Source organism: Paenibacillus hubeiensis, assembly GCF_032334105.1.
GTDB classification, from domain to species: domain Bacteria; phylum Bacillota; class Bacilli; order Paenibacillales; family Paenibacillaceae; genus Paenibacillus; species Paenibacillus hubeiensis.
The window spans coordinates 433,813-457,233 of sequence record NZ_JAVYAE020000001.1 but is presented as its reverse complement, the minus strand read 5'-3'; the positions used below and the strand labels follow the sequence as shown (position 1 = coordinate 457,233).

General features: G+C 51.9%; 21 protein-coding genes. 18 read left to right on the top strand and 3 right to left on the bottom strand.

Annotation, left to right across the window (positions count from 1 at the left end; genetic code table 11):
• Nucleotide 1 precedes the first annotated feature (1 nt).
• Both trmD and RSX24_RS02140 read left to right on the top strand, forming a co-directional pair.
• Nucleotides 2-769 carry a tRNA (guanosine(37)-N1)-methyltransferase TrmD gene (gene trmD, locus RSX24_RS02145; RefSeq protein WP_236417808.1) on the top strand — a complete coding sequence of 256 codons (768 nt, stop codon included), beginning with the start codon at nt 2-4 and terminating at the stop codon, nt 767-769.
• A 180-nt stretch (nt 770-949) separates the two neighbouring features.
• A complete protein-coding gene (locus RSX24_RS02140; RefSeq protein WP_343259535.1) occupies nt 950-2,191 on the top strand; it encodes a hypothetical protein in 1,242 nt (413 codons plus the stop codon).
• Between the two features lie 81 nt (nt 2,192-2,272).
• Here RSX24_RS02140 and RSX24_RS02135 read toward each other — a convergent pair whose 3' ends face one another.
• Nucleotides 2,273-3,208, bottom strand: coding sequence for a polysaccharide deacetylase family protein (locus tag RSX24_RS02135; RefSeq protein WP_236417804.1), 936 nt, complete (start codon nt 3,206-3,208; stop codon nt 2,273-2,275).
• A gap of 360 nt (nt 3,209-3,568) precedes the next feature.
• Between RSX24_RS02135 and rplS the strand changes: the two genes are divergently transcribed.
• From rplS to RSX24_RS02095, 8 genes are all read left to right on the top strand, one after another.
• A complete protein-coding gene (gene rplS / locus RSX24_RS02130; RefSeq protein ID WP_236417803.1) occupies nt 3,569-3,910 on the top strand; it encodes a 50S ribosomal protein L19 in 342 nt (113 codons plus the stop codon).
• Between the two features lie 316 nt (nt 3,911-4,226).
• Complete coding sequence (gene lepB, locus RSX24_RS02125; protein ID WP_236417802.1) at nt 4,227-4,844, top strand: signal peptidase I; 618 nt, start codon at nt 4,227-4,229, stop codon at nt 4,842-4,844.
• Nucleotides 4,845-4,885: 41 nt separating this feature from the next.
• Entirely contained in the window at nt 4,886-5,749 is an 864-nt protein-coding gene (gene ylqF, locus RSX24_RS02120) for a ribosome biogenesis GTPase YlqF (protein ID WP_236417801.1), read from the top strand.
• 506 nt (nt 5,750-6,255) lie between these two features.
• Nucleotides 6,256-6,957, top strand: a complete 702-nt coding sequence (gene rnhB / locus RSX24_RS02115; RefSeq protein ID WP_236417800.1) for a ribonuclease HII — start codon at nt 6,256-6,258, stop codon at nt 6,955-6,957.
• Nucleotides 6,958-6,984: 27 nt separating this feature from the next.
• Nucleotides 6,985-9,030: a TP0910 N-terminal domain-containing protein gene (locus tag RSX24_RS02110; protein WP_343259534.1), complete on the top strand. Its 2,046-nt coding sequence runs from the start codon at nt 6,985-6,987 to the stop codon at nt 9,028-9,030.
• The gene (locus tag RSX24_RS02105; RefSeq protein ID WP_236417052.1) at nt 9,027-9,335 is read left to right on the top strand and encodes an EscU/YscU/HrcU family type III secretion system export apparatus switch protein; all 309 of its coding nucleotides are present in this window, start codon (nt 9,027-9,029) and stop codon (nt 9,333-9,335) included. Before RSX24_RS02110 ends, RSX24_RS02105 begins: the two co-directional genes overlap by 4 nt.
• On the top strand, nt 9,329-9,730 hold the full coding sequence (locus RSX24_RS02100; RefSeq protein WP_343259533.1) for a YraN family protein: 402 nt from the start codon (nt 9,329-9,331) through the stop codon (nt 9,728-9,730). Before RSX24_RS02105 ends, RSX24_RS02100 begins: the two co-directional genes overlap by 7 nt.
• A 250-nt stretch (nt 9,731-9,980) precedes the next feature.
• Nucleotides 9,981-10,532: a nitroreductase family protein gene (locus RSX24_RS02095; RefSeq protein ID WP_339277443.1), complete on the top strand. Its 552-nt coding sequence runs from the start codon at nt 9,981-9,983 to the stop codon at nt 10,530-10,532.
• 175 nt (nt 10,533-10,707) lie between these two features.
• Here the strand turns inward: RSX24_RS02095 and RSX24_RS02090 are convergent, their stop codons facing one another.
• The gene (locus RSX24_RS02090) at nt 10,708-12,309 is read right to left on the bottom strand and encodes a YifB family Mg chelatase-like AAA ATPase (protein WP_236417058.1); all 1,602 of its coding nucleotides are present in this window, start codon (nt 12,307-12,309) and stop codon (nt 10,708-10,710) included.
• A 243-nt stretch (nt 12,310-12,552) separates the two neighbouring features.
• Nucleotides 12,553-12,981: an organic hydroperoxide resistance protein gene (locus RSX24_RS02085; protein WP_236417060.1), complete on the bottom strand. Its 429-nt coding sequence runs from the start codon at nt 12,979-12,981 to the stop codon at nt 12,553-12,555.
• Between the two features lie 192 nt (nt 12,982-13,173).
• Between RSX24_RS02085 and RSX24_RS02080 the strand changes: the two genes are divergently transcribed.
• The 8 genes from RSX24_RS02080 (at nt 13,174) to hslU (ending at nt 23,068) form a co-directional block, all read left to right on the top strand.
• Complete coding sequence (locus RSX24_RS02080; protein ID WP_236417061.1) at nt 13,174-13,629, top strand: MarR family winged helix-turn-helix transcriptional regulator; 456 nt, start codon at nt 13,174-13,176, stop codon at nt 13,627-13,629.
• Nucleotides 13,630-13,874: 245 nt separating this feature from the next.
• Nucleotides 13,875-15,035, top strand: coding sequence for an ADP-forming succinate--CoA ligase subunit beta (gene sucC, locus RSX24_RS02075; RefSeq protein WP_236417064.1), 1,161 nt, complete (start codon nt 13,875-13,877; stop codon nt 15,033-15,035).
• A 67-nt stretch (nt 15,036-15,102) separates the two neighbouring features.
• Complete coding sequence (gene sucD, locus RSX24_RS02070; RefSeq protein ID WP_339277448.1) at nt 15,103-16,032, top strand: succinate--CoA ligase subunit alpha; 930 nt, start codon at nt 15,103-15,105, stop codon at nt 16,030-16,032.
• Between the two features lie 247 nt (nt 16,033-16,279).
• Nucleotides 16,280-17,410: a DNA-processing protein DprA gene (dprA, locus tag RSX24_RS02065; RefSeq protein ID WP_343259532.1), complete on the top strand. Its 1,131-nt coding sequence runs from the start codon at nt 16,280-16,282 to the stop codon at nt 17,408-17,410.
• Between the two features lie 107 nt (nt 17,411-17,517).
• The gene (gene topA / locus RSX24_RS02060) at nt 17,518-19,617 is read left to right on the top strand and encodes a type I DNA topoisomerase (RefSeq protein WP_236417069.1); all 2,100 of its coding nucleotides are present in this window, start codon (nt 17,518-17,520) and stop codon (nt 19,615-19,617) included.
• A 21-nt stretch (nt 19,618-19,638) separates the two neighbouring features.
• A complete protein-coding gene (gene trmFO / locus RSX24_RS02055) occupies nt 19,639-20,976 on the top strand; it encodes an FADH(2)-oxidizing methylenetetrahydrofolate--tRNA-(uracil(54)-C(5))-methyltransferase TrmFO (protein WP_236417070.1) in 1,338 nt (445 codons plus the stop codon).
• Nucleotides 20,977-20,999: 23 nt separating this feature from the next.
• On the top strand, nt 21,000-21,542 hold the full coding sequence (hslV, locus tag RSX24_RS02050) for an ATP-dependent protease subunit HslV (RefSeq protein WP_236417071.1): 543 nt from the start codon (nt 21,000-21,002) through the stop codon (nt 21,540-21,542).
• Between the two features lie 125 nt (nt 21,543-21,667).
• Nucleotides 21,668-23,068, top strand: coding sequence for an ATP-dependent protease ATPase subunit HslU (hslU, locus tag RSX24_RS02045; protein WP_236417072.1), 1,401 nt, complete (start codon nt 21,668-21,670; stop codon nt 23,066-23,068).
• Nucleotides 23,069-23,421 lie beyond the last annotated feature (353 nt).

Sequence of the window (23,421 nt, the reverse complement as noted above, 5' to 3'; positions counted from 1 at the left end):
GATGAAGGTCGATGTACTGACGTTATTCCCGGAAATGTTCGAAGGTGTGTTTGGTTCAAGCATTTTGGGCAAAGCCCAGGCAAAAGGGCTGGTTTCCCTGAATGCCGTCAATTTTCGGGACTATGCCAACAACAAACATCATACGGTGGATGATACCCCTTATGGCGGCGGAGGCGGAATGGTGCTTAAGCCTGATCCGATCTTCGCAGCCGTGGAGGATGTCGTGCAGCAGCGGGGACCTGAAGGGAAACGGCCGCGCATCATACTGATGTGCCCGCAAGGAGAGACCTTCACGCAGAAAAAGGCGGAAGAACTCGTGCAGGAGGATCACCTGATTTTTATATGCGGCCATTATGAGGGTTACGATGAACGAATTCGCGAATTCCTCGTCACGGACGAGCTGTCCATTGGGGACTACGTGCTGACTGGAGGCGAATTGCCGGCCATGGTGGCCATTGACAGCATTGCACGACTTATTCCGGGCGTGCTGGGCAATGAAACGAGTGCGGTGACCGATTCGTTCAGCACGGGGCTGTTGGAGTACCCGCATTACACCCGACCGCCGGAATTCAGAGGCATGAAGGTTCCGGATGTGCTGCTGTCAGGACATCATTCGAATATCGAAGCCTGGCGCAGGGAGCAGTCGCTGCTCCGCACGCTGGAGCGCAGGCCGGACCTGCTCGAAACGGCGGAGCTGTCCAAGAAAGAACGCGAGTGGCTGGACAAGCTTCGTTCGAAGAAACAGGAAACCGGATCAGGGGACCGATGATCGGTCCGGAGATTCTCCATAGCGTTGATCAAAAGAGCACATCTTGCATTGGGCAAGGTTGCTCTTTTTTTTGGATAGGTTGTTCTCCCTTTTCTCAAAAAGAGGTTGTAAATAATGGTAAAAATGCTTATCGTTGAATGTGAAGTTGATGGACCGAACAAATGGGGAGGCGGAAATGACATGAACGACCAAACGCATGAGGTGGGCAGAGTCGATATCAGCCAAGCAGGCCTGCGCTGCAAAATGCTGCTTGGTGACCTGAACGGCGATGGCAGGTTGGAGATGCTGTTGGTACAAGCCGATGGCGGGATCGATGATCGTTATGTTCCACATCAGGTACGTTGTTTGACGGCGTATGACCTGACCGGAGAGCTTTTATGGCAAGTAGGGTCTCCTGATCCGGATGCAGGCGGACCGGGATCGGATTATCCGGCCCAAATTGCGGACTGGGATGGAGACGGCAGCAATGAAGTGGTTTGTGTCATGGAGAAGCAATTTCTGGTGTTGGACGGGACTACGGGGGAAATCAAAGAAAGCCATGCCTTACCCGGCGAGCAGGCGCATGATTGCATTATTTTGGCGAACCTTACGGGTGAACCACAAAAAATGGACGTTATTTTAAAAGATCGTTATAAAACGATGTGGGCATTGAACCATGAGTTTGAACTGTTGTGGAAGCATGAGGGCAACACCGGGCATTTCCCGTGGGTGTATGACATCGACGGTGACGGGCGGGACGAAGTGATGGCCGGGTATGACATGCTCGATCATGATGGCACGTTACTGTGGTCCTGCAGGGACCTGGAGGATCACGCGGACTGCATCTGGTTTGGCGACGTGGATGGCGATGGAAAGACCGAGATTGTCATCGGGGGAAGCGTGACGGTAATGATGGATCTCCAGGGTAACGAGAAATGGCGTTATACCGGTTCAATCGAATCGCAGCACGTTGCGCTCGGAACGTTTTGCGATGGCCTGAAAGGCTTGCAGGTGGCGGGATTGGACCGTATTGTTCGCGGGGACGAACAGGGTCTTGACGGCATGTTTTTGCTGGATGCTGCGGGTCAAGAAATATGGAAGGAGAACCGGACGACCCGCGGCTGGCTTACGATCATCGAGCCTGTACGTAAGTGGGACGACAGCGGGCTTGATTATATTTTAGCTTATCGCAGGGGAGGGGGCGTGCTCCCGTCATTGATCAACGGAAATATGGAAACGGTTGCATCCTTTGGCAAAGAAGGGTATGCGGTTCATGCGGATCTCTGCCAAAGCGGACGCGAACAGGTCATTATTTACGATGCGCTGGAAGCTGTCATCTATTCGAGCTCCCCGTTAAGCCTAGAACAGGCCCAGACCGAAAGAGCCCAGCCACAGTCCAAACGACTGTATAGCTCGACTCTTTATCCGGGTGGGGAAGTATAATGATCACGATGCGGGACATGCTCTTCGTAGGAGAAGTATATCCAAATGTACAGCATTTCCGAGTGGTTGGAAAAGGAAGAATTAGTCCCTCTTTTGTTCGGGTTGAAGCAATGTGGATAGATCCGTGTCTGTTGTTACAGTTAACCTTGGAAGCTTCATGGGGTTGTCTCCCGGCCGCACAAACCCGGGACGCACCGAGAACGCCATACGGTAACCGTTTTGTTGAAGCTTATAGATCATTTGCGTGCTGGTGTAACCAAAAGGATAAGCCAGATATGGCGTATCAATCCCGGCAATCTCTTTCATCTGCTCGATGTCGCCGTTCAGGAGGGTGGTATCCAGTCCGACCGGTACGCTTTCGCCGCAGCGCATGAAGCCTTTGTGATGAAGGTTGTAAGTATGGCTGTTGAATTCAAATACGTCCGAAGCCGCTTGCATTTCCTGTTTGGATATGAATGATTTCTTGGCCGGATCAAAATGGACGGGACGCTCCTCGATTTTGCTGCCGATCACGAACTGGGAAGCATGAAAATTGTACTTTTTGAGTATGGGATACCCAAGGGTATAGTTGTTCTGATAACCGTCGTCAAAAGTGATAACAATGGATTTTTGAGGCAAGGAAATCTGGCCCTTCACGTATTGTTCCAACTGTTCCAGCGTCACGGTCTGGTATCCTTCATCGTGCAAAAATTTCATGTTTTGCTCAAAAGCCTCGAGAGTGATGATCGATTTGTTGCCTGGTTCGCGATTATCCGCTTTAGGTTCTATGTAATGGTACATCAGTACCGGAACCTCGGTTGCCGTCCCGGGCTGAACCTTAAATGATGGATCGAGTTTCGGAACATTGGAGTAATCCGGATGGGAGATGAGAAATGCTTTCCGCTTCACCATGTCCCACGAGGTACATGCCTTATGCGATAAAGCATTGGTGGGATGATTGACTGCATATACGTACAATGTCACAAAACATGTAAGTGCAGCGAGCAGGGCGAGCATGATTTTTTTGATTGGTTTCATAATGACAAAGCTCCTTCTATTGAAAATCCGCGCATCGACAAAGTGCTTGTTGCCGACAAGCTCTATCATAGACGAATGAATCGAAGAGAAAGTTACATTATTGTGATTGCTCCACTTCATGGGGAGCGGATATAAGATGGATTCGGGTGTTTATACAGGTTTTTAAGTTGTGTAAAATCATTGTTATCGGCATTTTTGGTTTAATATGCATAATTTTTTGGAGATATCCTTGTGTTTTGAATTTGTGCATGGTACAATATTTCTGTTGTGTGGAATACGGCGGTCCTCTATGGATAATGATGGAGACATCGTAGTCTCCGGAAGAAGTATGAACGCCTGTACGGAAGGAGGGAGTCATAGATGAATATCGTCCAAGCGATTACTCAAGAACAACTTCGCAAGGATGTGCCAAGTTTCCGCCCTGGTGACACTTTGAAAGTGCACGTTAAGGTTATCGAGGGAACTCGTGAGCGTATCCAGTTGTTTGAAGGTGTTGTGATCAAGCGCCGTGGTGGCGGAATCAGTGAGACTTTTACGGTTCGTAAAATTTCTTACGGTGTAGGTGTGGAAAGAACATTCCCGCTTCATTCCCCAAAAATCGATAGAATCGAAGTGGCTCGCCGTGGTAAAGTGCGTCGTGCGAAGCTTTATTATCTTCGTGAACTGCGCGGTAAAGCAGCGAGAATTAAAGAAATTCGTTAATATAACGGATAACGGAGAGGGCTTGGAAACAAGCCCTTTTCGTTTTTGTCTGGGAAAAGTTGAACCGGAGGTACACTTCCGAGTAAAATGGTATAGCGACACATGCGCAAAAGTCCGGGAGGCTTTGTAAAATCAGTTATTTTCGTAAGACATGGGGATAGCATCGCCATACAAATGCACATAGATGCTTACGTTTCGATTTACATAACTGATGGTCGGCATCACTGCTTGCATGGAAGGACAACGATCGTGAGCGGCAGTATGCTGAATGTGTTATTGGCTGTAAACATGTACCGTGAAGAGAGGAAGATCAGTGATGGAACAAGAAGTTCAACAGGACCACGGCAAACCTGCCGAAGAGAATGGCAGTCGATCCAAGAAAGCCAAAAATGAAATCGTGGAATGGATCAAAGCGATTGCGATTGCATTGGTTTTGGTCGTTTTGATTCGTTGGCTGCTGTTTAAGCCATTTGTGGTGGACGGGCCTTCGATGCAGCCGAATTTTCATACCGGCGAACGGGTGATCGTCAATGAAATTTTGTACGACATCCGCGAACCGAAACGCGGTGAGGTTATCGTCTTCCACGTGCCTTCGGAAGGCCGCGATTTCATTAAGCGCGTCATTGCCGTTGCCGGCGATACGGTTGAAGTCAAGGGAGATACCGTATTGGTGAATGGAGAAAAAGTGAATGAAACCTACATTCAGGGCGCGATTGATGCTGCGGAAGCAAATGGGGGAACCTACAACGTGAAGGACTTCCCGAATGAGCAGTTCCCTGACGGAAAGGTGCCTGAAGGTCACGTTTTCGTGATGGGGGATAACCGTCCGAACAGTACGGACAGCCGAATGATCGGTTATGTGCCGCTTGGCGATATCGTAGGTCGCGCAGACGTGATTTTCTGGCCGATCAGCGACGTGAAGTGGATTAACTGATCCAGGGATGATTTTTAAGTAAACAACGAGGTGAAGACAAGGTGACGATACAATGGTTTCCAGGTCATATGACCCGAGCCAGACGCCAGATTCAGGATAAGTTAAAGCTGATTGACGTGGTCATCGAACTGCTGGATGCCCGTCTGCCTGTCTCCAGCCGCAATCCGATGATTGACGAAATTTTGCAGGGCAAGCCAAGAATGATTTTGCTGAACAAAGCCGATCTGGCCGATCCGAAAGTGACGCAAGAATGGATTGCCTATTTCAAAGAGGAAGGCATTACTGCATTTCCCGTAGATGCCTCGACAGGCACCAATGTGAAGGATATTCCGGCACAGGCCCGATTGCTGCTGAAAGAAAAGATCGAACGCCAGTTGGCCAAAGGTATGAACCCCAGAGCTATCCGCGCCTTGATCGTGGGCATTCCGAACGTCGGCAAATCGACGCTGATCAACCGGCTTGCCGGACGCAACATTGCGGCAACGGGGGATCGTCCGGGCGTAACCAAAGGGCAGCAATGGATCAAGGTTGGCAAGGAAATGGAATTGCTGGATACACCGGGCATTTTGTGGCCCAAATTTGAGGATCAGAACGTCGGTTATCGCTTGGCGGTAACGGGGGCCATCAAAGAAGAAATTTTGAATGCCGAAGATATCGCCTTTTTTGCCATCGGCTATCTCATGCGTTATTACTGGGAGGCACTTGAAGAGCGTTTTGATCTGCAGGAGTTCTCGCGGAATGCGGACGAGTCGGATGACGTCATTGCCATCATGGAACAGGTCGGACGCAAACGCGGCTGCATCGTCAGCGGCGGGCGCGTGGATCTGGAAAAGGCGTCCCGAACGTTCCTGCGGGAGTTGCGTGCAGGCAAAATGGGGCGGTACTCGATGGAAGCACCATACTAAACCATATGCAAGATGCCGAAAGAATCGGCCGTTACCGGATTGTCGGGAACGGCCGATTTTTGCGTTTTATATTCCCCGGGGCTCTCGATCCGGTCTGACAGATCGAGCATAAATTCAAATAGGGGCAGATTTTGTTCGGCAGGCTTGCAAAAGATGGAAATGGGTCTTACATATATTCAGCGTATTTCCATGCATGGTATGATGAAGAGCAGGGCTGTTCGTGGGAACGAGGGACAGGATATATTCAATTTTAAGCATAAGTGACCGATAAAATAAGAAATTGATCGTGACGGGATGAACGGGCAGAACGAGTCTGGAGAAGCGAGGCATTGCCTAAAACGTTCTGAAGGAAATCTGCATCGAAAGCGGCTGCCGATCCCCGGACTCCCCTTTAAACCATATTTTGTGAAAACAATTGAAAGGATATGGCGTCTAAAGAAAATAGGGTGCCGTAACCGCATATATGATTTGCCAGGAACAAGCATGGGCAGAGGAGAGGATATGAAGTGACTGAAAATATGGAGTTTGACGAGCTGATTCATCAGCATGCCCGAACTGAACCCGCACATAACGATGCAGACAGCGATTCGACGGACTTGCTGTTCTATGAACGGGAATATTGGGCAAGCGGTTTTGAACACATTGCCGGCATCGATGAGGTGGGACGCGGCTGTCTGTTCGGGGACGTGGTCACTGCGGCGGTGATTTTGCCGCCAGGACTGATTCTGGAGGGCGTGAACGATTCGAAAAAGCTGTCCGAGAAAAAACGCGATGCCTTGTATGAAATCATCATGGAAAACGCCGTGTCCGTCGGGGTAGGATTCGTGGACGCGGAAACGATTGATCGCATCAATATCAAGCAGGCGACCAGGCTGGCCATGAAGCGGGCTGTTGATGCGCTTGACCAGACGCCGGACTATTTGCTGGTGGACGCCGAAAAAGTGGATGTCCAGATCCCGCAGTTGTCGATCGTTAAAGGGGACGCGAACAGCCAATCCATCGCGGCAGCGTCCATTATAGCCAAGGTGACCCGCGATCGGCTGTGCCAAGGGGAATGGAACAGGTTATATCCGGACTATGGTTTGGCTGTACATAAGGGCTACGCCACGAAATTTCATCGGGAGCAAATCATGCTCCTTGGCGCTACGCCAATGCATCGCAGAAGCTTCTTGGGCAATTTGATCGGGGAGCAGCCTACATTGTTTTAATCTAGAAGCACGAAAGGAGGGGGAATTATGAATATCAGCTCGATGATTCGCGGAATTTTAGGGGATAGCAAGCCTGGAAATGCCAAGCCGCTTGAACTCAAGGAAGGCCAAGTGGTACGGGGGTCGGTCGTCAGCGTCTCGGAGGACGGCGGAGATGCCGTCCTGCAAATTCAGGGAGTTCAGGTGCGGGCAAAGCTGGAAACACCGCTTCGTGCGGGTGAAACGACGCTGCTGCAAGTGCAGCCGCCCGGTGAAAACGGCATGACGGTGATGAAGCCGCTGGCCGGTTCGTTGTCTGAACTGCCGCAGGCTTCCATGAATCAATTGCTGCAGGACGTAGGCCTGCCGGACACAAAAGGCAATCGGGAGCTGCTGATCGCGATGCAGCGCAGCGGATTGCCCTTGACCAAGGATAATGTGACCCTGGTTCAAAACATGCTTGCGGCCAAACCCGCCCAAGTTCCGGCAGAGGAATGGGTTCAGGCGACGGGAATTGCATTTCAGAGAGGATTGCCGGTGACGGCGGAAACGGTCAAAGGATTGCATCAGGCCGTGTTTGGGCCGCCGCTGCATCAACTGTTAAGCGGTTTGACGGAGCAGCTCGAATCATTGTTGTCGCAGATGTCTGGCAAAACGCCGGGGAAGAATGGAGAGGCGAACGGCAAGGTTGTGGCTCCGACGACGGCTGCGCCGATGACGGGCAGTGCGGAAGCTGCGGATAACGGGACCGCAGCAGGCGGAAGTCGCGCTGCTGGAGGACCGGCTGCGGCAGCGCAACAGGCGGGGGCGGCTCCGGTGGGCGCGGCGACAACGGTAAATGGAGCCGGAGAGGCTCCGGCAGCTGCGGCGAAGCCGGGGACGCAGCCGGGCGTGTCCGGGACCGAAGCCGGAGGCGCGAAGGCAGGGACGGTGGCCGGCGGCACTGAGAACGCCGGCAAAGGCGGTATTCCGGCAGGCACCGGAATACCGGGATCGAGTCCGCAAGATATGGATGCGGACTCGCCGGGGTTGGGCCGTCCGGCGGGAACCGGGACGGCAGGTGAAGCAGCTGGCCGCGTGATCGACGGCCAGGCCGGGGCGGCCGGGCGTGCAGCCGGCCGCGGGGAAGGGCCTGCCGCAGCCGGGGCAGGCCCGGTATCGCCTGCTGCGGCGCAGGCAGCGCCAGCAGCGCCTACGGCAGCGGAGCTGGCGCCCCGGCTGCTGGCGCTGCTGGATGCGCTGCGCGGCGCATCCACGGCCGCACCGGCACAGCCAGGTGCGGCGTCCCAGGCCGCCCCTGCCGCGCAGCAGGGCGGCCAAGCGGCTGCGGCTGCCGGAGGCTCGCCGCAGCCCGTGCCAGCCGGCGCGGATGCGCCGCCGGCTGGCCCCGCCGCAGCCCCTGCGGGCGCTGCGGCAGGGCACGCGCCTGTCACCCACGAGGGGGACCCGTGGGTGGGGCGCGTGCTGAAGCTGCTCGGTGCGGAGCACGAGCAGCAGGCCGTGCACGGCGCGACTGCGCAAGCGCGCGCCGGAGAGGCGGCGAGTCCGGCTGGCGCGGACTCGCTGAAGGGCCTGCTGCTGCAGCTTGCAAGCAGCGATGGAGCTCCGGCGGCCCTGAAGGATGCCGCCGTCCAAGCCGTTCAATATCTTACCGGTCAGCAGCTGCTGCTGACGACGGACCGGAATTCTACGTTTGCGCAGATGCACTGGTTTATCCCGATAATTGGGCCGGATGGTGAAGAGACGGCTTCGGTACAAATCCAGTCCCGTCGGGGACAACGCGGCGAGCTGGATGCAGCAAATTGCCGGCTGTGGTTTGACCTCAACATGAAAAACCTTGGTCCTACGCTCGTGGACGTACAGGTCGTTAACCATATCGTCAGTTTGCGGGTACTTAACGATCGGGAAGGGATGGGACCGCTGCTGGAAGGTGGACGGCAACTCATCCATCAGGCGCTTGATCAGCTGGGGTATCAGCTGCTAAGCTTCCGGACGGAGCCTTGGCCTGCAGATAAAGAGCCTGGAGGCGAACGGAAAGTTAGCGCTTCGGATTATAGTCCTGACCGATACAAAGGGGTGGACGTGAAAATATGAAGGATGAGGTTCAGCCCAATGGGTTGTCCAAAAGAGCCGTTGCGCTGAAATACATTCCGGGAGAGACGGATGCTCCCGTTGTTGTAGCCAAAGGACGAGGCAAAGTTGCGGAAGCCATTCTGGAAAAGGCAAAAGAAAACGGGGTTCCCGTTCAGGAGGACGCTGCCCTGGTGGAAGTGTTGTCCAAACTCGATTTGGACGAGCAGATTCCTGCCGAGCTGTATCAACTGGTGGCGGAAATATTGACTTATATTTACCGTGCCGATCGGATGGCTTCTGCGCAAGAGGATGGAGACGCATGGTAAACGACAAGTCGAATCCATCCAAGCCAATCAGGCTCACGCGCCAACAAAAAGGCAGAATTGGAGAAGAGGCGGCTTTAGCTTGGCTCAAGGAGCAAGGATACCTGATTCTGGAACGCAATTGGCGTTGTCGAAGCGGCGAGATTGATATCATTGCGCAGCTGGATGGGCTGGTCATTTTTGTGGAAGTACGGAGTCGAAGCCATGTCTCCAAATTCGGAACGCCCCAAGAATCGGTAGATGCCCGGAAAATACATCAGGTTCGTTCAACGGCTGCGGTTTATCTGCAAAGCCGGGAGACGGCATCTCAGCCGCAAGTTCGTTTTGACGTGGTCGCTGTGATGCTGGATCATCGCGGAACGACCGTTTCGGTGAATCATATCGTCAATGCGTTCTGAGAGGCCATGGTGTGACCAAGCGGCACATACGCATAAGAGAATTTGATAGAGGCATGTCCGAGGCAGAATCCTTGTCGCTCGGACCAAGCCTCTTTTTGTTGAAGGTATTTTGAATATGCTCGCTGGCTGGGTGTATAATGGAGCAGCATGGCGTACGATTTAAAAAACAGGAAATGATCTCGCATATTTGATTACCGGACTTCGATCTCAAACCCATTACCATATCATTGGCAGGAGGTATCCTATTTTTATGAACCATTCCATTCAAACCCATAACGTTGTAAGAGAGACCATTCAAAACCGCCGTACCGTCAAAAAATTCAAACAAGAAGCGGTTCCGACTTCCACGATCGTTGAGCTGCTGGACACGGCCGTGTGGGCACCGAACCACAAATTGCGGGAGCCATGGAGATTTGTGCTTTTCAACGGCGAGGGCAAACAGAAGCTTGCCGATGCCATCGATGCAGAGATGGGCGAAGACAACAAGTTTTCGGCCAATATCAAACAAGTGCCTGCCGTGCTTCTGGTAGTATTGAAAGAGGACCCAAGGCAAAACGTATGGGACGAGGATTTCGCAGCCGTGAGTGCACTGGTGCAAAACTTTATGCTGGCCGCCTGGAGTGAGGAAATCGGAACGTTCTGGGTAACGAAGCCGTTCCTTTACGCTCCTAAATTCCGCGAATTATTGGATATTGAGCCGGGGGAAAAAATTATCGGTATGGTTTATCTCGGGTATCCCGAAGTGATTCCGCCTGCCCGGGAGCGGACGCCGGCCAAAGAAAAATTAACGCTGTTCGAATAATCTTCGCGAAGGCGATGAGAATAGTGTAACAGCTTCTACTGCTGAGTCTCATTGGTTAAACGCGCAAATCATAATTAGCCCCAGCTTTCTAGCAGCCTTCGGTCATGAAGGTTTCATAAAGCAAGGGGCTTTTTTGCGTTGAATTTTCCTGGGTTAAGCCTTGTATCCCTTCAAATCAAAACAGGTTCATATCCAACTGCCGATATTGAATGGCTTCAGCGACATGTGCCGTCAAGATGACGCCTTCGTGATCGAGATCGGCGATCGTTTGCGCCATTTTGATGATCCGGTCATGGGCGCGCATGCTTAAATGCAATGCTTGCAACGTATGCTGCAACAACTGCTCTGCTTCTTCAGGCAGCCGTACAGAACGCCGAAGCAGCCTGCCGGAAAGCTGGCTGTTCCAGCGAATGCCGCTTCCGGCATAGCGTTTTGCCTGGATTTGATGGGCACGCACGACATTGGCCTGCATTTCGGCGGATGTGGGAGAAGGCGCAGAATGTTTCCATTCGCCGGGTGGCGGCACTTCAATCTGAAGGTCGATTCGATCCAGCAGCGGTCCGGAAATTTTGGCACGGTAAGCCGCGACGCGAGACGGAGGGCAGATGCAGCGTTGTTCCTCGCCTCTGGCGGTTAAATACCCGCACGGACATGGGTTCATGGAACAAGCGAGCATGAACTGGGCAGGGAAGGTGAAGGCAGCCCTCGCCCGGCTTATGGTCACCTTATGATCCTCGAGCGGCTGCCGCAACACTTCAAGCACCTGGCGGTGAAATTCCGGTAGCTCGTCAAGAAACAGAATGCCCCTGTGGGCCAAACTGACTTCTCCGGGCTTGGGTATGCCGCTTCCTCCGATCAAACCCGACGTCGATATCGTATGATGGGGCGAACGGTAGGGCCGTTCTGTCACAAGTCCCGATGCGGCTTCTTTCAGTTTGCCCGCAGCGCTCAAAATTTTGGTCACTTCCAGCGCTTCTTCGTCAGATAATGGCGGGAGGATGGTTGGAAGCCGCTTGATCAGCATCGTTTTGCCCGTCCCGGGAGGTCCAACGAGCAAAATATTATGCATCCCGGCAGCAGCGATCATGAGCGCCCGTTTGGCATGATGCTGCCCAAGAACGTCGGCGTAGTCATCGCGTAATGCTGCGGATGCGGCATGTTGTCCGAAATCCATTGGCCCCGTGCCATTGGCAGGAGATTCGAGATGCGCATAGTTATGCAGCTCCACCGGACCTGCGTCCGGCGTGGTTCCTCTGTCTTCGGAACCGGGCTCATGTGCATTCGGAGCGATATGCTGAAGATGCCGAATACCATGCACCTGTATTCCGCTGATCAGCGAGCCTTCCGCAAGATTATCGGCAGGCAGGATCACGGAGGTAAAGCCTTGCCGTTTGGCCAGATCAACCATGGCGAGCACGCCGGGAACGGGCCTGACCGATCCGTCCAGAGCCAGCTCGCCCACAATTAATGTTCGTTCTTCTGCTGGAAGCACCAATTGTCCGCTGGTTACGAGAAGGGCGATGGCAATCGCAAGGTCGAACGAGGAGCCTTCCTTGCGAAGGTCCGCCGGCGCCAGATTGATGGTGATGCGCTGCAACGGATACTGGTACCCGCAGTTTTTGATGGCGGCACGAACCCGTTCGACAGCCTCGCGGATCGCCGAGTCCGGCAAACCTATAATCGCGGTAAGCGGCAGGCCGTTGGACAAGTCTGTCTCCACTTCGATGAGCATCCCGTCGATGCCGTACAGACAGGCGCTGTGCAATTTTCCGTACATAAAAAGAAACACCCCATTTCGTGTGTTGGCTGCGCATAAAGCGGCCGATTCGCGAATGAAGGTGCTTCCTAATCATCTATTAAGCATTGTATATAAAAGGAAACCGGGCGTCAACTCCGATTCGGAACCATACTGCGGATCGATCCGGCCGGTTTCCTGAACAGCCGTACATTTCGTGTTTCCGTATTCGCAAAAAGAGTAGGCCGGCGAGCAAGATTCCGGGCATATCCTTTGAAATGGTTATTACAGTACGTTCAACTCAACGTCGATGTTGCCCCGTGTAGCCCGGGAATAAGGACAAGCTTGATGTGCCGCCTCGACCAGCTTCTCCGCAGTGGCTTTGTCTACGCCTTTTGCCAGTACGTCCAGCGTAACCGCGATGCCAAAACCGCCGTCCTCGACTTTGCCGAAATGAACGGTAGCCGTTACCTCGGAGCCTTCCAGCTTGATTTTTTGCATGCGTGCAACCATGTTGAGCGCACTATCGAAACAAGCCGCGTAACCTGCTGCAAACAGCTGCTCCGGGTTAGTGCCTTCTCCGCCGGCACCGCCCATTTCTTTCGGTGTACGGACATCCAAGCGCAGCTCAGGAACGGAGGACTCGACGTAGCCATTGCGGCCGCCTACTGCTTTCACTGTGGTTTCATACATTTTTTGTTGGATCGTCATCATGATATATCGCTCCCTGTTTTATAATTATATTTTACACAATCAAATTTATCACAATTAAATGGAAAAGTAAAATAATTTGTGTTCAATTATTCTGTTTTATTTTTAATTTGTGATAATATAGAGGTTAGATTCCTGAATCATGTAACACGATTGTTAGGAATGAATGTTTATATAGGCAGGTGAGAGCAACGGATGCAGGAAGACGTTTTGAAGCTGGATAACCAATTATGTTTTGCGATATATGCTTGTTCACGCGAAATTACAAAGATGTATCAGCCTTATCTCGAAGAGCTTGGCGTAACCTATTCGCAATATCTTGTCATGCTCGTGTTGTGGGAGCGCGGAGAATGTACGGTGAAAGAGATCGGCGAGGCGCTGTATCTGGATTCGGGGACGTTGACCCCTTTGCTGAAACGATTGCAATCGGCCGGCCTCATCCATCGAGAACGTTCCGCACAGGATGAACGCAAGGTGCTGATTACGCTGACAGACCCGGGCCGGGAGCTTCGTCAAAAAGCTTTGATGATCCCTGCTTCCATCCAGGGTGATGCTTGCTTGAACAACGCCGAATTTCAGACGTTGCTTGACCAATTCAAGGGGCTGCTTCAAAGGGTGCACGAGACGAACATGAAAGAAGCAAAAAAATAAAGCATCATCCATGACCAAGAAGAGCCTTCGGTAAAAAACCGGAGGTTTTCCAGTTTTATCCAAGTATTCACATTGCGGAATCAAATCCATATCAAAATGCTGTCTATTCACAGCCACATTTTTAAGGAAAGCGTTTTAAAAACATGTTACAATGGACTGGGTTTAAGTAAAAAAAGTCAACAATTGTCTTTTGTTCGTCATCATAACCCGCCTTGTTGCAGTCATGTTGATAGGAGGATTCGAGAATGAATATCCATGAATATCAAGGAAAAGAAGTACTGAAACAGTATGGAGTTGCCGTACCAAACGGGAAGGTTGCTTATACAGTCGATGAAGCGGTTGAAGCCGCAGAGGCACTGGGCAGTCCGGTGACTGTAGTCAAAGCGCAAATTCACGCCGGAGGCCGCGGAAAAGCAGGCGGCGTAAAGGTAGCGAAAAGCACGGATGAAGTTCGTGCCTATGCATCCGAGATTTTGGGGAAAGTGCTGGTTACTCACCAGACTGGACCGGAAGGCAAGGAAGTCAAACGCCTTTTGATCGAAGAGGGCTGCGATATCCGCAAAGAGTATTACGTCGGGGTAGTTGTAGACCGGGCCACAGGACGCGTCGTTATGATGGCATCCGAAGAAGGCGGTACCGAGATTGAAGAAGTGGCGGCGGCAACGCCGGAGAAAATCTTCAAAGAAGTGATCGATCCTGCCATCGGATTGCAGGTCTTCCAGGCACGCAAGCTGGCATACAGCATCGGCATCCCGAATGAGCTGGTTAATAAAGCCGTGAAGTTCATGGTTGCGTTGTACACAGCATTTGTCGAAAAAGATTGTTCCATTGCAGAGATCAATCCGCTCGTTGTTACGGGAGATGGAAACGTTATCGCATTGGACGCGAAGTTGAATTTCGATTCCAACGCATTGTTCCGCCACAAGGATATTCAGGAACTGCGCGACTTGGACGAAGAAGACGAGAAGGAAATCGAGGCTTCCAAATATGATCTCAGCTACATAGCGCTGGATGGCAACATCGGCTGTATGGTAAATGGCGCGGGACTGGCGATGGCGACGATGGACATTATCAAATATTACGGCGGAGACCCAGCCAACTTCCTGGACGTTGGTGGCGGCGCAACGACGGAGAAAGTCACCGAAGCGTTTAAGATCATTCTATCCGATGCCAAGGTCGAAGGTATTTTCGTTAACATTTTCGGCGGGATCATGCGCTGTGACGTCATTGCCAATGGCGTGGTTGAAGCCGCGAAGCAGCTCGGCCTGACGAAACCGCTTGTCGTTCGCCTTGAAGGAACCAACGTGGAATTGGGCAAACGTATTCTGGGCGAATCCGGATTGAACATCGTTCCAGCCGATTCCATGGCCGACGGCGCACAAAAAATTGTTGCCCTCGTCAAATAAGTTCATTCCTTGGTACCGGAGCCATGTCCGGGACATGAAAAATAACCGTAAGGGGATGTGAAGCAACGTGAGTATTTTGGTCGATAAAAATACAAAAGTCATTACACAAGGCATTACGGGTTCAACAGGAATGTTCCATACGAAGGGCGCTTTGGATTACGGAACCCAAATGGTCGGCGGCGTCACGCCGGGCAAAGGCGGAACGAATGTGGACATCACGCTGGAGAACGGCGAGGTCGTAAGCCTTCCGGTTTACAATACGGTTCTTGAAGCTAAAGAAGCGACAGGAGCGACGGCAAGCGTAATCTATGTGCCGCCGGCGTTTGCTGCGGATTCCATCATGGAAGCCGTGGATGCCGAGCTGGATCTGGTGATCTGCATCACCGAGGGCATTCCGGTCCTTGACATGGTGAAGGTTTCCCGATTCATGGAAGGCAAAAAGACGGTCCTGATCGGCCCTAACTGTCCGGGCGTGATTACGCCGGGAGAATGCAAAATCGGAATCATGCCGGGGTACATCCATAAACCAGGACATGTGGGCGTAGTATCCCGCAGCGGAACGTTGACGTATGAGGCCGTACACCAGCTGACAACTCGTGGCATCGGTCAATCCTCCGCCGTCGGGATTGGTGGGGACCCTGTCAAAGGTTCCGAGTTCATCGATATTCTGAAACGCTTTAACGAAGATCCTCAGACTCATGCCGTGATCATGATCGGTGAAATCGGAGGGACTGCGGAAGAAGAAGCAGCCGAGTGGGTTCGCGACAATATGACCAAGCCGGTGGTAGGTTTCATTGGCGGCGTAACTGCGCCTCCGGGCAAACGCATGGGCCATGCCGGAGCAATCATTTCCGGCGGTAAAGGCACGGCGAAGGAAAAAATCGCAAAACTCGAATCTTGCGGCATCAAAGTTGCGCCGACGCCATCCGAGATGGGTTCGACGCTCGTAAGCGTGCTCGAAGAAAAAGGCATTTTGAATTTGTGCACGACACATTAAAAATTTCCCGTTATAATAGAAGAAACGATGCTCAAAAAATGAGTTTATTTGGGTTATCGACGATATTGTGACACGGAAGGTAAGCAACCTTTTGTCCCTCATCCGGACGAAGGGTTGCTTTTTTGCGTTTTTTTGTCGCAAACAGGAAGGATTACATTTCACGACAAAGTAAACGCTTGCAATCCGGGGTCACTTGCCACACAATATGAGGGAAGCTTTTTTCCCTCCAGCGGGAGGAAGTATACATATGAAAGATAAATGGATTTTATTCGGATTGCATGAAATGGAGGGCATTGGACGGAAAACGATCTCCAAGCTGATGTCCGGTGAGCACAAACTGGCAGACATGCTCGATTTTCGTAAAGAGGATTGGTTAAAGGCCGGGCTGAGAACGGATCAGGCACTCCGTTTGGTCGAACGATTAAATCGAAGCTGGATCGAGGAGAGACGAGAGCAGGTTTATAAACTGGGAATTCGGGTGATTACGTATCTGGATGGTGAGTATCCCATATTATTGAAGGAAACGGGATCGCCGCCTTGGGTATTATATGGCATTGGAGATATGGGTTTGCTATGTTCGGATTCCATTGCCATGGTGGGCACGCGAATGCCGACCGTATATGGCCGCAAAATCGGCGAGAAGCTGGCTGGTGATTTATGCCATGCAGGCTTGACGGTGATAAGCGGGTTGGCCAGAGGCATTGATAGCGTATGTCATGAAGCGGCCTTGCGTGCAGATGGCAAAACCATCGCCGTTTTCGGAACAGGCATCGATCAGATCTATCCGGCTGAAAATCGTGGATTAGCCGTAAAAATTGCTGAAAAAGGACTGCTGCTGTCGGAATACCCGCCAGGCACCAAAGCGCGGCAAGGACTGTTTCCCGAACGCAACCGAATTATTGCCGGACTAAGCCTGGGGACGCTTGTTGTCGAGGCCGACCTTCGCAGCGGCTCGCTCATTACCGCAGACGCAGCCCTGGAAGCCGGTCGGGATGTATTTGCTGTTCCGGGACCGATCACTTCCCCGAAGAGCAGAGGAGCCCATAATTTGATTCGTCAGGGCGCCAAATTGGTCACATCCGTTAACGATCTGTTGGAAGAATATCAAATGGGCTTGCCAAATCCCGAACAACTTCCTTACAATAGAGGTCGTTCAACGAAGAAAGGCGAAGGGATTGCACAAGCGATATTTCCCGAAACAAGTCTTTCTTCCGACGAGCAACGCGTCATCACTCTGCTGGAGCATGAGGAGCAGTCTCTGGACCAGCTTGTGGAACGGCTGGGTTGGGATTTTGGACATTTGCATTCAGTTCTGTTATCTTTAATCATAAAAAAGCAGATTAACCAATTACCTGGGTCAAGGTATGTGAGGGTATGACGACGCTGCAGCTGCTGCAGTGTGTGAACATAAACGTTATGAGAAGTTAGTTAGATTGGATGAGTTCGCTTGTTTTAGCAGCTCGTCACTGAGAGGAGGATGAACCTATGGCGGATTCACTCGTTATCGTGGAGTCGCCCTCAAAGGCGAAGACGATTGGCAAATATTTGGGCAGCAAGTTCATCGTAAAGGCTTCGATGGGACATGTGCGCGATTTGCCGAAGAGTCAGATCGGCGTTGAGGTTGAAAATGATTTTAATCCGAAATATATTACGATCCGCGGCAAAGGTTCTGTTCTGAAAGAACTCAAGGATGCACGCAAAAAGGTGAAAAAAGTGTATCTTGCAGCTGACCCGGATCGCGAAGGTGAAGCGATAGCCTGGCATTTGGCCCATGCGCTTGAACTGGATGACACCGAGGATTGCAGGGTTGTTTTCAACGAGATTACGAAGCAGGCCGTGAAGGATGCTTTCAAAACCCCGCGCAAAATCAACATGGACTTGGTGAATGCCCAGCAAGCGAGAAGGATTCTTGATCGTCTTGTCGGGTACAAGATCAGCCCGCTATTATGGAAGAAAGTCAAAAAGGGACTATCGGCAGGACGAGTTCAGTCGGTAGCCGTCAAAATCATCTTGGATCGGGAAAATGAAATCAATGATTTCATTCCCGAAGAGTACTGGAGCATTACTGCCAAGCTGACGGCAGACGGCAGCCCTTTCGAAGCCAAGTTTCATCAGTTGAATGGCGTAAAAACCGAGCTTGGCAGCGAGGCAGAGGTTCAGGCTGTGCTTAAACAGATCGAAGGCGCTCCTTTTACAGTCAAGGAAGTAAAAGAGAAGGAACGCAGCCGCAACCCATCTGCCCCGTTTACGACGAGTTCCCTGCAGCAGGAAGCGGCCCGGAAGCTCAATTTCAGGGCATCCAAAACGATGTCCGTTGCCCAACAGCTCTATGAGGGAGTTGACCTTGGCAAAGAGGGCACCGTGGGTCTTATCACGTATATGCGTACCGACTCCACTCGAATTGCTGCATCCGCGCAGGAAGAAGCCAAAGATTACATCATCAGCAAGTATGGCGATGCCTTTGTGCCGGAAACTCCCCGCAACTATGCGAAAAAGGCTGCGAATGCGCAGGATGCGCACGAAGCGATTCGGCCTACCTCCATTTTGCGCGATCCGGATTCCATCAAGTCGTTTATGAGCCGTGACCAGTTCAGGCTGTATAAGCTGGTTTGGGAACGCTTCGTGGCGAGTCAGATGGCTTCTGCCATTCTGGATACCCTGTCGGTAGATATCGCTGTGGGAGACGCCACGTTTCGGGCGGCTGGTTCGAAAGTCCGCTTCCAGGGATTCATGAAGGTGTACGTGGAAGGCAATGACGACGGTACAACCGAAGAGGATCGTTTGCTTCCGCCGCTGAAAAGCGGTGATGTGCTCGAAAAGCAGGAGATCGAACCGAAACAGCATTTTACGCAGCCGCCGCCGCGGTATACGGAAGCAAGGCTCGTTCGCACGTTGGAAGAGCTGGGTATAGGGCGTCCAAGTACGTATGCGCCAACGCTGGAAACGATCCAGAAACGCGGATATGTCGCGATCGAAGAAAAGAAATTCATGCCGACCGAGCTTGGTGAGCTGGTTATTGAGCAAATGGAGGAGTTTTTCCCGGAAATTCTGGATGTCGAGTTTACGGCCAACATGGAGGGGGATCTCGACCATGTGGAGGAAGGCACGGAAGATTGGGTGAAGGTCCTCGCCGAATTCTATGAATCGTTCGAGAAGCGCCTTGAATTTGCCGAAGAAGAAATGAAGGAAATCGAGATCGAAGATGAAGTCTCGGATGAAACATGCGAAAAATGCGGCAAACCGATGGTTTACAAGCTGGGTCGTTTCGGGAAATTTTTGGCATGCTCCGGCTTTCCGGATTGCCGAAACACGAAACCGATCGTCAAGGATATCGGCGTAACTTGTCCAAAATGCAAGGAAGGTCATGTCGTGGAACGGCGCAGTAAAAAAGGACGGGTGTTTTACGGCTGCGACAGATATCCGGAGTGCGACTTCGTATCCTGGGATAAACCGTCTGCCAAGCCGTGCCCTAGCTGCGGTTCCATGATGGTTGAGAAGCGCAACAAGCAGGGAACTCGCCTGCAGTGTACTTCATGCGATCATCAGGAGCCCGTGGAGGAGCCGGAAGAAGAATCAGCGCAATAGCATAGATGGGGGTAAATGATTTTGAGTAATGAACAACAAGTGACTGTGATTGGTGCCGGATTGGCCGGTACGGAAGCGGCCTGGCAAATCGCAAGCCGCGGGGTGCGCGTGAAGCTGTATGAAATGAGACCCGTAGTGAAAACGCCTGCACATCACACGGATAAATTCGCCGAACTGGTATGCAGCAATTCGCTTCGTGCCAATGGGTTGACCAATGCGGTCGGCGTCCTGAAGGAAGAAATGCGCATGCTGAACTCGCTGGTGCTTGCAGCTGCAGACCGCCATGCAGTACCTGCGGGCGGTGCGCTTGCCGTTGACCGGGACGGGTTTTCGGGTGAAATTACATCTACGCTGCACAATCATCCGCTGATCGAAGTGGTGAACGAAGAGTTAACCGCGATTCCGGAGGATGGCATTGTGGTTGTGGCTACCGGCCCGCTGACTTCGCCTGCATTGTCCGAGCAGATCAAAGCGCTTATGGGCGAGGAATATTTTTACTTTTACGACGCGGCTGCGCCGATTATCGAAAAAGATTCCATCGACATGAACAAAGTATATCTTGCATCCCGCTATGACAAAGGCGAGGCGGCATATCTGAACTGCCCGATGACCGAAGAGGAATTCGACACGTTCTACGAGGCGCTGATTACGGCTGAAGTCGCTCAATTGAAAGAATTCGAGAAGGAAATTTATTTCGAAGGCTGCATGCCGATTGAAGTCATGATGAAACGGGGAAAACAAACCGCGCTGTTCGGACCGATGAAACCGGTTGGCCTCGTCAACCCGCATACAGGGACGCTGCCGCACGCAGTCGTTCAGCTGAGACAGGACAATGCTGCAGGCACGCTGTACAATCTCGTAGGCTTCCAGACCCATCTGAAATGGGGAGAACAAAAGCGGGTATTCTCGCTGATTCCTGGTTTGGAAAATGCGGAATTCGTGCGTTATGGAGTCATGCACCGAAACACGTTCATCAACTCGCCGAAGCTGCTTCACCCGACCTATCAATTCAAAGGGCGTTCCAACCTGTTCTTCGCCGGCCAAATGACCGGGGTTGAAGGGTATGTGGAATCCGCGGCATCCGGACTGATTGCCGGTATGAATGCAGCCAAGCTTGCGCTGGGGCAGGATATGGCTGTGCTGCCTGCGGAAACGACGCTGGGAAGCATGGCTCAATACATTACCACTGCCGATTTCAAGCATTTTCAGCCGATGAACGCGAATTTTGGTTTGCTGCCGAAATTGGCTCAGAAAATTCGCAACAAAAAAGAAAAAAATGAAGCTCTTGCTCAGCGTGCACTGGACGGCATTGCCCGTTTTGCGGCTGAGGAGGGCCTGACGGTTCCTGGACGCGTTTAAATCATACGTAGGAGGCTTATATCATGGACATGTCATTTCACGCGACGACGATCTGTGCTGTGCGCCACAATGGCAAAGCCGCGATTGCCGGGGATGGGCAGGTGACCATGGGACAGAGCGTGGTCATGAAACAAACGGCCAAAAAGGTGCGACGTTTGTACCGGGGGCAGGTCGTTGCCGGTTTTGCGGGATCTGTAGCTGACGCTATTACCTTGTTTGAAAAATTCGAAGGCAAGCTGGAGGAGCATCACGGCAATCTGCAGCGGGCTGCCGTTGAGCTCGCCAAGGATTGGCGTCAGGATCGGATTTTGCGCAAGCTGGAAGCATTGCTGATCGTGATGGATCATAGCGGCATGCTCCTTATTTCCGGCGGTGGCGAAATTATCGAACCGGATGACGACGTCATTGCAATCGGATCGGGGGGGAACTTTGCTTTGTCAGCAGCAAGAGCATTGAAACGTCATGCCACGGATCTGGAAGCAAAGGATATCGCCAGGGAGGCGCTCCAAATTGCCTCAGAGCTATGCGTGTATACCAATAACAACATTATTGTCGAAGAGCTGTAATGTAACCCCGCAAGCGAGAACCTGGGTCGAAGGTTTGTTTCAAGCGCTATGCGGGGTTACCCCTAGTTTTGGATAAAAGTTAAGATGCCGGAGAAAATCCGGCATAATGGCAGGAGGGAACCGGAATGCAAACTCAATCGTTAACCCCAAGACAAATCGTAGCAGAGCTGGATAAGTACATTGTAGGACAGAAGCAGGCGAAGAAATCGGTGGCGGTTGCGCTTCGCAACCGTTATCGACGGAGCCTGCTGCCTGAACACACCCAGGACGACATCGTACCGAAAAACATTTTGATGATCGGCCCGACCGGGGTCGGGAAAACGGAAATCGCGCGCCGCTTGGCCAAACTGGTAGGCGCTCCTTTCGTGAAAGTGGAAGCTACGAAATTTACGGAAGTAGGTTATGTCGGCCGCGATGTCGAATCCATGGTCCGTGATCTGATCGAAACGTCCCTGCGCATGGTGAAACAGGAGCGTACGGAAAAAGTGAAGGATAAGGCTGAGGAAGCCGCCAATGAGCGAATCGTACATATTTTGGCGCCTTCGACGTCCCGTTCTAAAAACCAGCGTAATCCGTTCGAAATGATCTTTGGCAACAATTCGAGCCAGGAAGACGAACAGGAAGATCGCCAAACCGATTCCGGGCTTGCGGAAAGACGGCGGAAAATCAAATTCGACCTGTTGTCAGGCAAATTGGAAAACGAAATTATCGAAATCGATGTCGAGGATACGACGCCTTCCATGATGGATATGTTTGCCGGGCAGGGGAATGATCAGATGGGCATGAACATGCAAGAGATGTTTGGCAGCCTGCTGCCGCGCCGCACCAAAAAACGCAAGCTGGCCATCAAGGAAGCGCGCAAGGTGCTGACCCAGGAAGAAGCGGGCAAACTGATCGATATGGATGATGTCACCCAAGAATCGGTCCGTCGGGCAGAACAAACGGGGATCATTTTTATCGACGAAATTGACAAAGTAGCCAGCCAAGGGCGCGGGAGCGGCCCGGACGTCTCCAGGGAGGGTGTACAGCGCGACATTCTGCCGATTGTCGAGGGTTCGACGGTGATGACCAAATATGGGCCCGTCAAAACGGATTATATCCTCTTTATCGCAGCTGGCGCATTTCATGTCGCGAAGCCGTCGGATCTCATTCCGGAGCTGCAGGGACGTTTTCCGATTCGCGTGGAGTTGGATAGCTTGACGCTTGAAGAATTCGTATCCATTCTGACAGAACCTAAAAATGCGTTAACGAAGCAATATGTCGATTTGTTGCGAACGGAAGATATTGAGATCGAGTTTTCAGCCGAAGCCATTCGGGAGATCGCAAAGCTTGCCGTGTCCGTAAACCAGAACACCGAGAATATCGGTGCCCGCCGTCTGCACACCATTCTGGAGAAGCTGCTGGAGGATTTATCCTTTGAGGCCCCTGAGCTGACGCTGGAGCGCATGCTCATTACACCGGAGTATGTTCGGGAAAAACTCGGCGATATTGCACAGGATCGCGATTTAAGTCAGTACATTCTATAAGGGAAAAGACACGCACCGGGCGAATGTCCCAATGCGTGTCTTTTTTTTGAAGCTTCGCATATAATTTCGACATTTTTGTTACATAGCAGCTAATGTTTAACAACGTTTTAACCGATAATAGAGTAAAAGCACGATGGGACATGCCGAAATATAGGACTTGTGAAGCAGATCAAGGAGATTGTCTTAGATAAGCATCCGCATATGTTTAAAATTCAATTGGTTTGAATTCCAAATATAGGTTTATTTATTGTCCTAGTCTAGTGATCGGTTTAATGGCAATGGGTCGGTTTTATTGCGCAAATGCGAAAAAAGCCTGAGTAATGGGACATTTTGGATGAAACTGAAAACCGAGG

Excerpts from the sequence above, each read along its gene's own strand:
- topA (WP_236417069.1), top strand. The coding sequence starts at position 17,518 with ATGGCGGATTCACTCGTTATCGTGGAGTCGCCCTCAAAGGCGAAGACG.
- dprA (WP_343259532.1), top strand. The coding sequence starts at position 16,280 with ATGAAAGATAAATGGATTTTATTCGGATTGCATGAAATGGAGGGCATT.
- RSX24_RS02080 (WP_236417061.1), top strand. The coding sequence starts at position 13,174 with ATGCAGGAAGACGTTTTGAAGCTGGATAACCAATTATGTTTTGCGATA.
- RSX24_RS02135 (WP_236417804.1), bottom strand. The coding sequence starts at position 3,208 with ATGAAACCAATCAAAAAAATCATGCTCGCCCTGCTCGCTGCACTTACA.
- sucC (WP_236417064.1), top strand. The coding sequence starts at position 13,875 with ATGAATATCCATGAATATCAAGGAAAAGAAGTACTGAAACAGTATGGA.
- RSX24_RS02105 (WP_236417052.1), top strand. The coding sequence starts at position 9,027 with ATGAAGGATGAGGTTCAGCCCAATGGGTTGTCCAAAAGAGCCGTTGCG.
- hslU (WP_236417072.1), top strand. The coding sequence starts at position 21,668 with ATGCAAACTCAATCGTTAACCCCAAGACAAATCGTAGCAGAGCTGGAT.
- RSX24_RS02100 (WP_343259533.1), top strand. The coding sequence starts at position 9,329 with ATGGTAAACGACAAGTCGAATCCATCCAAGCCAATCAGGCTCACGCGC.
- RSX24_RS02140 (WP_343259535.1), top strand. The coding sequence starts at position 950 with ATGAACGACCAAACGCATGAGGTGGGCAGAGTCGATATCAGCCAAGCA.
- RSX24_RS02110 (WP_343259534.1), top strand. The coding sequence starts at position 6,985 with ATGAATATCAGCTCGATGATTCGCGGAATTTTAGGGGATAGCAAGCCT.
- hslV (WP_236417071.1), top strand. The coding sequence starts at position 21,000 with ATGGACATGTCATTTCACGCGACGACGATCTGTGCTGTGCGCCACAAT.
- trmD (WP_236417808.1), top strand. The coding sequence starts at position 2 with ATGAAGGTCGATGTACTGACGTTATTCCCGGAAATGTTCGAAGGTGTG.
- lepB (WP_236417802.1), top strand. The coding sequence starts at position 4,227 with ATGGAACAAGAAGTTCAACAGGACCACGGCAAACCTGCCGAAGAGAAT.
- rplS (WP_236417803.1), top strand. The coding sequence starts at position 3,569 with ATGAATATCGTCCAAGCGATTACTCAAGAACAACTTCGCAAGGATGTG.
- RSX24_RS02085 (WP_236417060.1), bottom strand. The coding sequence starts at position 12,981 with ATGATGACGATCCAACAAAAAATGTATGAAACCACAGTGAAAGCAGTA.
- RSX24_RS02095 (WP_339277443.1), top strand. The coding sequence starts at position 9,981 with ATGAACCATTCCATTCAAACCCATAACGTTGTAAGAGAGACCATTCAA.
- RSX24_RS02090 (WP_236417058.1), bottom strand. The coding sequence starts at position 12,309 with ATGTACGGAAAATTGCACAGCGCCTGTCTGTACGGCATCGACGGGATG.